This is a genomic window from Klenkia sp. PcliD-1-E (genome assembly GCF_024124375.1).
GTDB lineage: Bacteria > Actinomycetota > Actinomycetes > Mycobacteriales > Geodermatophilaceae > Klenkia.
The window spans coordinates 1-8576 of record NZ_JAMXRZ010000153.1 but is presented as its reverse complement, the minus strand read 5'-3'; the positions used below and the strand labels follow the sequence as shown (position 1 = coordinate 8576).

Here is an 8576-nt window from a genome sequence, read left to right as displayed (position 1 = left end):
ACCACGGCGTCACCCGCGGCAGCCGGGCGGGCCCGGGGCGGCAGCGGGAGGACCGCGGCCTCCCGGGTGACCGGGGCGACCGCGGACAGGCGCCGCCCCGCCGGGTGGTGCGCCCGCGCGGCCGCACGGGCGCGCTCACGGCTGGGGGAGGTGGTGGTGGTCAGGGGGATCGCGGTACCGGCCACGGTGGTCGCTCCTCATCCGTCGGCGGACCCTCACCGGGCCCGGGTCGCTCGAACGGTTGTTCGATCGAACGTCTGTGCGATGTCTACCGCACGGCTCCGACAAAATCGAGGGGACGCGGCGCCGGGTTCGAACACGTGTTTGAACAATCGGCTCCGTGGCGTTACTGTCCGTGTCGATCACCCCGGACGGCGGACCCACCCCCCGCCGCCCCACCCGGACCGGACGGCCGCCGCAGTGCGGCCGGCGAGGAGGACACGTGGCCAGCGCGGGAGACACCCCCGGCGGGACGACCGGGAGCGGCACGCGGCGCACCCGGGCGAAGGCCGCGGGCACCGACGGCACGGCGGGCGCCTCGGGCGCCTCGGTGCGCGAGTTCCCCGAGCGCGGCGAGGCCGGCGACGGGCTCACCCAGCGCCAGCGCCGGGTGCTCGAGGTCATCCGCGACTCCGTCGAGCGCCGCGGCTACCCGCCGAGCGTCCGCGAGATCGGCGAGGCCGTCGGGCTGTCGTCGGCGTCGTCGGTGGCCCACCAGCTCTCGGTCCTGCAGAAGAAGGGCTGGCTGCGCCGCGACCCGAACCGCCCGCGCGCCCTCGACGTCCGGATGCCCGGCGAGCTGCCCGAGCCCGACGGCTCGGCCGCCGGGCTGGCCGCGTCGGGCGCGGCCAGCGGCACCGACGACCCCCGGGTGCCGGCGCCCACCTACGTCCCGCTGGTCGGCCGGATCGCCGCCGGTGGACCGGTGCTGGCCGAGCAGGCCGTCGAGGAGGTCTTCCCGCTCCCCCGCGAGCTGGTCGGCGAGGGCACCCTGTTCATGCTCAAGGTGACCGGTGAGTCGATGGTCGACGCCGCGATCTGCGACGGCGACTGGGTGGTGGTCCGCCAGCAGGCCACCGCCGAGAACGGCGAGATCGTCGCGGCCATGATCGACGGCGAGGCCACCGTGAAGACCTACCGGCGGCGGGACGGCCACGTCTGGCTGGTGCCGCACAACGCGGCGTTCGACCCGATCCCGGGCGACGACGCGACGGTGCTCGGCCGGGTGGTCACGGTCCTGCGGCGGGTCTGACCTGCCGGCGGTCCGGGGTCAGCGTCGGCGGATGCGGCTGACCCCGGCCACCAGCACCGCCGCGGCTATGGCCGCGATGGCCCCCGCGCTCCACGGCGACAGGGTGGGCCCGTCCGTGTCCGCCGGGCTGCCGTCGGTGGGCTCGGTGGCCGCGGCCGGCGCGAGGGCGCCGACGGCCGGCAGGACGGTGACGACGGCCGGCAGACCCTCGCCGGTGACCACGAGGCTGCGGGCGTCGGCGGCGAAGGCCACCGCCTCGCCCTGCGGGGAGTCCGGCAACGGCACGACCGTGGGCGGGCCGGCCAGGGCGGCGGGCACGTCGGAGCCGGTCAGCGGCCAGACGTAGGCGTCGGTGTAGGTGCGCAGCACGAGGGCGGCGCCGTCCGGGCTGACCGCGCCCCCGGTCACCATCAGCTGCCCGGCCCGGCCGACGGGGCCGCCCTCGGTGCCGGTGAGGGAGAAGGACAGGTCGGCCACCCGGGTCAGCGGCACGGTGGCGGCGGCGTCCAGGGCCTGCGCCGGCCGGTACACCTCGCTGTGCCCCAGCACGTCCTTGGTCACCAGGTACGGGGTGCCGTCGGGGGCCAGCAGCAGCGCCTCGGCGTCGCGGGGTCCGTCGGGGTAGGCGAGGCGGTAGACCGGCGCGCTGCCGTCGGGGGCCAGCGCGATGAGGGCGACCGTCGACCGGCTGGCCCGGTTGTCGCCTGTGTCGGCCAGCCAGACGGTGCCGTCGGCGGCCAGGGCCAGGTCCTCGGGGTCGTAGGGGTCCACCGGGGCCGTCCGCACCCCGGTGACCGTGCACCCACCGTCGAGCTCGTACACGGTGACGACGTCGCCCCCGTCGTTCATGGCCAGGGTCGTCGTGCCGGCCACCGCGATGCCGGAGATCTCGGGCAGCCGGGCGTCGGTCACCGAGCAGGCCTGCTGCGGGTCGCCGTACAGCGCCGCGGACCCCTCCTGGGCGGCGGCGGTCTCCACACCGCGCTGCAGGACGCCACCGGAGAGGAAGGCACCCGGCAGGAACGGACCGGCCAGCACCGCGGTGCACAGGACGGCGGCGACGGGCAGCCGGGTGAGGGCCCGGGACCGGGTGGTCCGGGCCTCAGGCAGCGGTCCGCCGTCCTCGAGCACGCACCGAGCGTGACAGGAGGGTTGCGTCCAGCGCGTGCACCACGCCCAGCAGGACCACGCCCACGGCACCTCCCACGAGTGCATCCGTGACCCAGTGGAAGTTCAGCGCCACCATGGCCACACCCGTCACGACCGGACCGACCACCGCCAGCGCCCAGAGCACCCGCTGGGCCCGGGCCGGCAGGCCGTACTGCACGGCCTGCCAGCGGGCCACGCCCCACATCAGGACGGCGTTGGCCACGTGCCCGGAGGGGTAGGAGGCGCCGTCGCGGTGGAAGAACGAGCCGGGGTAGGCCGGCGCCGTCCGACCGGTCCCGTACTTGAAGGCGTAGACGACCGCGGTCAGCAGCGCGAGGGCCACGAGCACGCGCAGGACGGGCAGCAGCGAACGGCGGCGCCACCCGATCCAGCCCACCAGGCCGAGCAGGACCACGAGGATGGTGACCCGTCCACCGGCCTGGGTGAGCACCCAGACCGGCCAGTAGGCGGCGGAGTCGCGCAGGCCCCAGTCGCTGACGACCTCGGAGACGCTGAGGTCCATCCGCTCCAGCACGCCGCGGGAGAGCAGGTTGACCGTCACCAGGACGGTGACCACCCCGCCCAGGGCGACCGCCCACCAGGGCGGCCGCCCGGTCCCGATCACCGCGGTCCCGAGGCGGGCGGGTGCCGCGGCGCTCGGGGTGGTCACGCGGTCACGGTACCGGTCCGACCGTGACCTCCCCGTGACCTCTGCCCGACTCAGCCGCGGGGTGCGACGAAGGGGTCCAGCGCGGCGGCGAGGGCCCCGTCGACCCGGGCGTGCAGCCGGGTGCCGTCGGCGCAGAACTCCTCGCTGAGCACCTCGCCGTCGGCGTGCACCCGCGAGACCAGGTCGCCCCGGTCGAAGGGCACCAGGACCTCCACGTCGACGTCGGGGTGCGGCAGACGTGCCGCGATGACCGCCCGCAGCTCCTCGATCCCCTCCCCCGTCGCCGCGGACACCCACTGCGCCCCGGGCAACGCCTGCCGCAGGGCCAGGACGTCGTCCGGGTGCATGGCGTCGACCTTGTTCACCACGACCAGCTCGGGGACGGCGGCCGCGTCGATCTCGCCGAGCACCACGTGGACGGCGTCGATCTGACCCAGCGGGTCGGGGTCGGAGCCGTCGACGACGTGCACCAGCAGGTCGGCGGCGGCCACCTCCTCCAGCGTCGAGCGGAAGGCGTCGACCAGCTGGTGCGGGAGGTGCCGCACGAAGCCGACGGTGTCGGTGAGGGTGTAGTCGGCCCCGTCGGGGGTCTGCGCCCGCCGGACGGTGGGGTCCAGGGTGGCGAACAACGCGTCCTGCACCAGCACGCCGGCGTCGGTCAGCCGGTTGAGCAGGCTGGACTTGCCGGCGTTCGTGTAGCCGGCGATCGCCACCGACGGCACCCTGTTCCGGTCGCGCCCGGAGCGCTGCGTCGCGCGCGCGGTGGCCATGCCGGCGATCTCCCGGCGCAGCTTGCTCACCCGGGCACGGATCCGCCGGCGGTCGGTCTCGATCTTGGTCTCACCGGGACCGCGGGTACCGATGCCGCCACCGCCGGCGACGCGGCCACCGGCCTGGCGGGACAGGGACTCACCCCACCCGCGCAGCCGCGGGAGCATGTACTGCATCTGGGCCAGCTCGACCTGCGCCTTGCCCTCCCGGGAGGAGGCGTGCTGGGCGAAGATGTCCAGGATCAGCGCCGTGCGGTCGACCACCTTGACCTTGAGGATCTTCTCCAGCTGGTTGAGCTGGCCCGGGGTCAGCTCGCCGTCGCAGATGACGGTGTCGGCGCCGGTGGCGGCCACGATCTCGCGGATCTCGGCGGCCTTGCCCGAGCCGACGTAGGTGCCGGCGTCGGGCTTGTCGCGGCGCTGGCTGACGGCCTCCAGCACCTCCGACCCGGCGGTCTCGGCGAGGGCGGCCAACTCGGCCAGCGAACGGTCGGCGTCGGCGGGGGTCCCCTCGGTCCAGACCCCGACCAGCACGACGCGCTCGAGGCGCAGCTGGCGGTACTCGACCTCGGTGACGTCGGCGAGCTCGGTCGACAGGCCCGCCACCCGGCGGAGCGCACCGCGCTCCTCGAGGGCGAAGCTGCCGGTCGTGTCGTCCGGGGTGTCCCGGTGCCCGCCCGGCGCGGGACGGGGGTCGGTCGGGACGGCGGGCACGGCGGCCTTGGCGGCGCGCACCTCGGCGTCCTCGAGGATCGCCCGGTTCTGTGCTGTGGTCATCGTCTCCCAGCGTGACACGCTCCCCCACGGGGGAGCACCTGATTACCTGCTGTGCAACGGTCGCTGGGGTCCCGCTCATTCCTCCGGGTGCATGCCCAGGAAGACCGACCAGCGCTCGCCGCCCTCGTCCGGGCCGCGGCGGGCCCACCGGTCGAGCAGGCCGTGCAGCTCCTCCTCGAACTGCTCGCGGTGCTCGGCCGAGAGCCGCAGGCCCAGGCGGGTGCTGCGCAGCTGCCGCTCCCCGACCGCGGCGACCTCGCCGAGGAACGCCGCCAGGACCGGGTCCCGGGCGGGCGCCGGCCGGTCGGCGAGGTCCAGCTCCCAGGATCGGCCGGTGGCCCGGTAGGGCACCTCGCGGGCGCCGCGGTTGCCACGGCGGGCCGGCTCGGCGACCAGGAAGCCGGTGTCGACCAGGGTGCGCACGTGGTGCAGCACCGAGGCCGGGTTGCGGTCGAGCCGGACGGCGATCTCCCGGTTGGTCAGCGGCCGGTCCAGGCACAGCCGCAGGATCCGCAGCCGGGTGCCGGAGGCCAGCGCCCGGGCCTCGGCGTCGGTGGCCGGACGGCGTCCCTCCCACCCCTCGCGCGACACGCCGCCATCCTAGCGACTGATTGACACTTCCCAATCAGTTCCTCCAGGCTGGCCGGCATGACCAGCCTGCTGCGGCACCACGACTTCCGGCAGCTGTGGGTCGCCGAGACCGCCAGCCACGTGGGCACCCAGGTCGTCGGCGTCGCGCTGCCGGTGGTCGCGGTCGCCGTGCTGTCGGCGTCCCCGCTGGAGATGGGCGTGCTCACCGCGCTGGAGACCGCGGCGTTCCTGCTCATCGCGCTGCCCGCGGGTGCGTGGGTGGACCGCTGGCGGCGGCAGCGCGTGCTGGTGCGGGCCGACACCGTGCGCGCGCTGGCACTGGCCACCATCCCGGTGGCCTACCTGCTCGACGCGCTGACCCTGGGCCAGCTCTACGTCGTCGCGGCCGTGGTCGGCACCGCGACGGTGTTCTTCGACGTGGCCTACCAGAGCTACCTGCCCACGATCGTGGACCGCAGCCAGCTCACCGACGGCAACGGCAAGCTCGAGATCAGCCGGGCCGTGGCCCAGGTGGCGGGGCCCGGCCTGACGGGGGTGCTGCTGCGGGTGCTGGCCGCACCGGTGCTGCTGGTGGTCACCGCGCTGGGCTACCTGCTCTCCGCGTTGTTCGTCAGCCGGATCCGGCACGTCGACGTCGTCCCCGACCGGTCCACCCGGCGCCGGCTGCGGGAGGAGATCGCCGAGGGGCTGGGCTTCGTGGTCCGGCACCGGCTGCTGCGGCGCATCGTGGCGTGCACGGGCACCGGCAACCTGTTCGGCTCGATCACCGGCACCCTGCTCGCGCTCTACGTGCTGCGCACCCTCGGCCTGTCGGAGTCCACCCTGGGGTTCGTGCTCTCGGCCGGGGCGGCCGGCGGCCTGCTGGGCGCCGTCACCGCCGCCCCGCTGGGCCGGCTGGTCGGCGACGGCCGGGCGATCTGCCTGTCGGCGGTGGGGTTCGGGTCCTTCGCCGCCCTCACCCCGCTGGCCGCCGCGCTCCACGGCCCGGCCCGGGTCGCCGTCCTGGTGGCCGGCGGCGTCGGGGCCAGCTGGGCGGTGGTGGTCTACAACGTGCTGCAGGTCAGCTTCCGGCAGCGGCTGTGCCCGCCGCGGCTGCTGGGCCGGATGAACGCCTCGGTGCGGTTCATCGTCTTCGGCACCATGCCGCTGGGCGGCCTGCTCGGCGGGGTCCTGGGGACGGCGATCGGGGTCGTGCCGGCGCTGTGGGTGGCCGTGGCCGGTCAGCTGCTGGCCGCGGTGCCGGTGGTGGTCAGCCCGCTGGTCGGGATGCGCGACCTGCCCGTGGAGCTGGACGAGACGGCGAGGGCCGACGTCAGCCCAGCCACTCCGGGGTGAAGGACCCCGCACCGACCACGACCGCCGGCCCGGTGAGCACGGTGGTCTGCTCGGTCACCTCGACCGACAACCGCCCGCCCGGGACGTCGACGGTCACGGTGCCCGCGTGCCGGCCACCGGCGTCCAGCGCCGCCCACGCCGCGGCGCACGCGCCGGTGCCGCAGGAGCGGGTCTCCCCGACCCCGCGCTCGGAGACCCGCAGCCGCACGTGCGCGGTGGTGCCGGCCGGGCCCTCCTCCGCGACGAGCACGTTCACCAGCTCGACGTTGACGCCGTCGGGGAACAGCGCAGGGTCGACCGCCGGGGCGCGGGTGAGGTCGAAGGACTCCAGCGGCTCGTCGGTCAGGCAGACCAGGTGCGGGTTGCCCATCGACACCCCGGTGCCGGGGTAGCTGCGCCCGGCCACCCGGGCCTCACCGCGGCCCAGCGGCCGGGCAGGACCCATGTCCACCCAGTACCCGTCGGCCCCCGCGCCCACCCGGCGGGGCCCACCGCGGGTGCCGACCAGCACGCCGGCGCGGGCCTCCTCGGCGCTCAACAGGCCCTCGGCGAGCAGCACGTGCAGGTACAGCCGGATGCCGTTCCCGCACATCTCGGCGTGCGAGCCGTCGGCGTTGCGGTGGTCCATGAACCAGGTGCAGGCGTCGAGGTGCTCGCCCAGCACGTCGGCGGCGTCCGGGACGAGGGCGCTGGGGACGACCCGGAGCACGCCGTCGGCGCCCAGGCCGGCCTGCCGGTCGCACAGCCGGCGGACCAGCGCGGCGTCCAGCCGGTCCTCGGGCCAGACCGAGCCGTCGGGGTCGGGGAGCACCACGAAGTCGTTCTCGGTGCCGTGCCCCTTGAGGACCCGCGGCCCGCTCGCGTCGATCACGGTCCGATCGTAGAGAGCGCCCGCTGCACCAGGCCGGGGTCGGCGGCGTCCAGCCAGGTCACCGCGGCGTCGCGGCGGAACCAGGACCGCTGGCGGCGGACGAACCGGCGGGTGGTGCGCACCGTCTCCTCGCGGGCCTGCTCGGCGGTGAGCTCGCCGTCCAGCTGGCCCAGCACCTGCGCGTAGCCCAGCGCCCGGGACGCCGTCGGTCCCTCGCGCAGGCCGTCGGCGGCCAGCTCGACCACCTCGTCGACGAAGCCGTCGGCCCACATCCGGTCCACCCGCAGCGCCACCCGCTCGTCCAGCTCGGCCGGCTCGCGGTCCAGGCCGAGCACCACCGCCGGGTAGTGCGGGCGGGGTTCGGGCAGCGAGGCGGCGAAGGGCCGGCCGGTCAGCTGCACGACCTCGAGGGCCCGCACGATGCGCCGGCCGTTGCCGGGCAGGATCGCCGCGGCCGCCGCCGGGTCGACCGCGGCGAGCCGCTCGTGCAGCACGGCCGGGCCGACCGCGGCCAGCTCGGCGGTCAGCCGCTCCCGCAGCGCCGGGTCGGTGCCCGGGAACTCCAGCTCGTCGAGGACGGCGCGCACGTACAGCCCCGAGCCGCCGACCAGCAGGGGGACGACGCCGGCGGCCCGGAGCCGGTCGACCTCGGCCCGGGCCCGCTGCCGGTACGCGGCGACGCTGGCCGGCTCGCGCACGTGCCACAGGTCCATGAGGTGGTGCGGCACTCCCCCGCGCTCGGCCGCGGTGGGCTTGGCGGTGCCGATGTCCATGCCGCGGTAGAGCTGCATGGAGTCGGCGTTGACCACCTCGCCCCCCAGCCGGTGCGCGAGCTCGACGGCCAGGCCGGTCTTGCCGGTGGCCGTCGGGCCGACGACGGCCACCACCGGTGGCCCGCTCACCGCTGCAGCCACCCGGGCACGCCGTCGGGGACCTCGGCGAGGACCCAGTCCGCCACCAGGCGGCCGGCGCCGTGCGGGGCGTCCTCGAGCAGCAACCGGGCGGTGACCGCACGCCCGGCGAGCGCTGCGCCCACGGCCCGCCAGGTGGCGGCCCCGGACGCCTGCAGCCGGTCCCCCTCGGCGGCGTCCAGGTCGGCCAGGGCCTCCGGGTCGCCGTCGCGCAGGGCGGCCGCGACCACGGAGTCGAACGCCTCGGCCC

9 protein-coding genes and 1 pseudogene are annotated in these 8576 nt (G+C 76.1%); 2 read left to right on the top strand and 8 right to left on the bottom strand.

Going from position 1 to position 8576, the window contains the following annotated elements; translation table 11 throughout:
- The coding region (locus NH342_RS20570; protein ID WP_253017813.1) for a hypothetical protein at nt 1-185 on the bottom strand (185 nt) is incomplete at its 3' end.
- 257 nt (nt 186-442) lie between these two features.
- Between NH342_RS20570 and lexA the strand changes: the two genes are divergently transcribed.
- Nucleotides 443-1252 carry a transcriptional repressor LexA gene (lexA, locus tag NH342_RS20565; RefSeq protein ID WP_253017811.1) on the top strand — a complete coding sequence of 270 codons (810 nt, stop codon included), beginning with the start codon at nt 443-445 and terminating at the stop codon, nt 1250-1252.
- An 18-nt stretch (nt 1253-1270) separates the two neighbouring features.
- Here lexA and NH342_RS20560 read toward each other — a convergent pair whose 3' ends face one another.
- From NH342_RS20560 to NH342_RS20545, 4 genes are all read right to left on the bottom strand, one after another.
- A complete protein-coding gene (locus tag NH342_RS20560; RefSeq protein WP_253017809.1) occupies nt 1271-2383 on the bottom strand; it encodes an esterase-like activity of phytase family protein in 1113 nt (370 codons plus the stop codon).
- A complete protein-coding gene (locus NH342_RS20555; RefSeq protein ID WP_253017807.1) occupies nt 2355-3071 on the bottom strand; it encodes a phosphatase PAP2 family protein in 717 nt (238 codons plus the stop codon). Before NH342_RS20555 ends, NH342_RS20560 begins: the two co-directional genes overlap by 29 nt.
- 50 nt (nt 3072-3121) lie before the next feature.
- A complete protein-coding gene (gene hflX / locus NH342_RS20550) occupies nt 3122-4618 on the bottom strand; it encodes a GTPase HflX (protein WP_253017805.1) in 1497 nt (498 codons plus the stop codon).
- A gap of 75 nt (nt 4619-4693) precedes the next feature.
- Nucleotides 4694-5209, bottom strand: coding sequence for a transcriptional regulator (locus tag NH342_RS20545; protein WP_253017804.1), 516 nt, complete (start codon nt 5207-5209; stop codon nt 4694-4696).
- Nucleotides 5210-5266: 57 nt separating this feature from the next.
- Between NH342_RS20545 and NH342_RS20540 the strand changes: the two genes are divergently transcribed.
- The gene (locus NH342_RS20540) at nt 5267-6544 is read left to right on the top strand and encodes an MFS transporter (protein WP_253017803.1); all 1278 of its coding nucleotides are present in this window, start codon (nt 5267-5269) and stop codon (nt 6542-6544) included.
- On the opposite strand, the gene dapF is transcribed toward NH342_RS20540, so the two are convergent.
- From dapF to NH342_RS20525, 3 genes and pseudogenes are all read right to left on the bottom strand, one after another.
- Complete coding sequence (dapF, locus tag NH342_RS20535) at nt 6522-7415, bottom strand: diaminopimelate epimerase (protein ID WP_253017802.1); 894 nt, start codon at nt 7413-7415, stop codon at nt 6522-6524. The genes NH342_RS20540 and dapF overlap by 23 nt on opposite strands.
- Nucleotides 7412-8317, bottom strand: coding sequence for a tRNA (adenosine(37)-N6)-dimethylallyltransferase MiaA (miaA, locus tag NH342_RS20530; RefSeq protein WP_253017801.1), 906 nt, complete (start codon nt 8315-8317; stop codon nt 7412-7414). Before miaA ends, dapF begins: the two co-directional genes overlap by 4 nt.
- Nucleotides 8314-8576: pseudogene (locus NH342_RS20525) on the bottom strand (hypothetical protein); the annotation flags it as partial. The gene miaA and the pseudogene NH342_RS20525, both read right to left, overlap by 4 nt.

Excerpts from the sequence above, each read along its gene's own strand:
- hflX (WP_253017805.1), bottom strand. The coding sequence starts at position 4,618 with ATGACCACAGCACAGAACCGGGCGATCCTCGAGGACGCCGAGGTGCGC.
- NH342_RS20540 (WP_253017803.1), top strand. The coding sequence starts at position 5,267 with ATGACCAGCCTGCTGCGGCACCACGACTTCCGGCAGCTGTGGGTCGCC.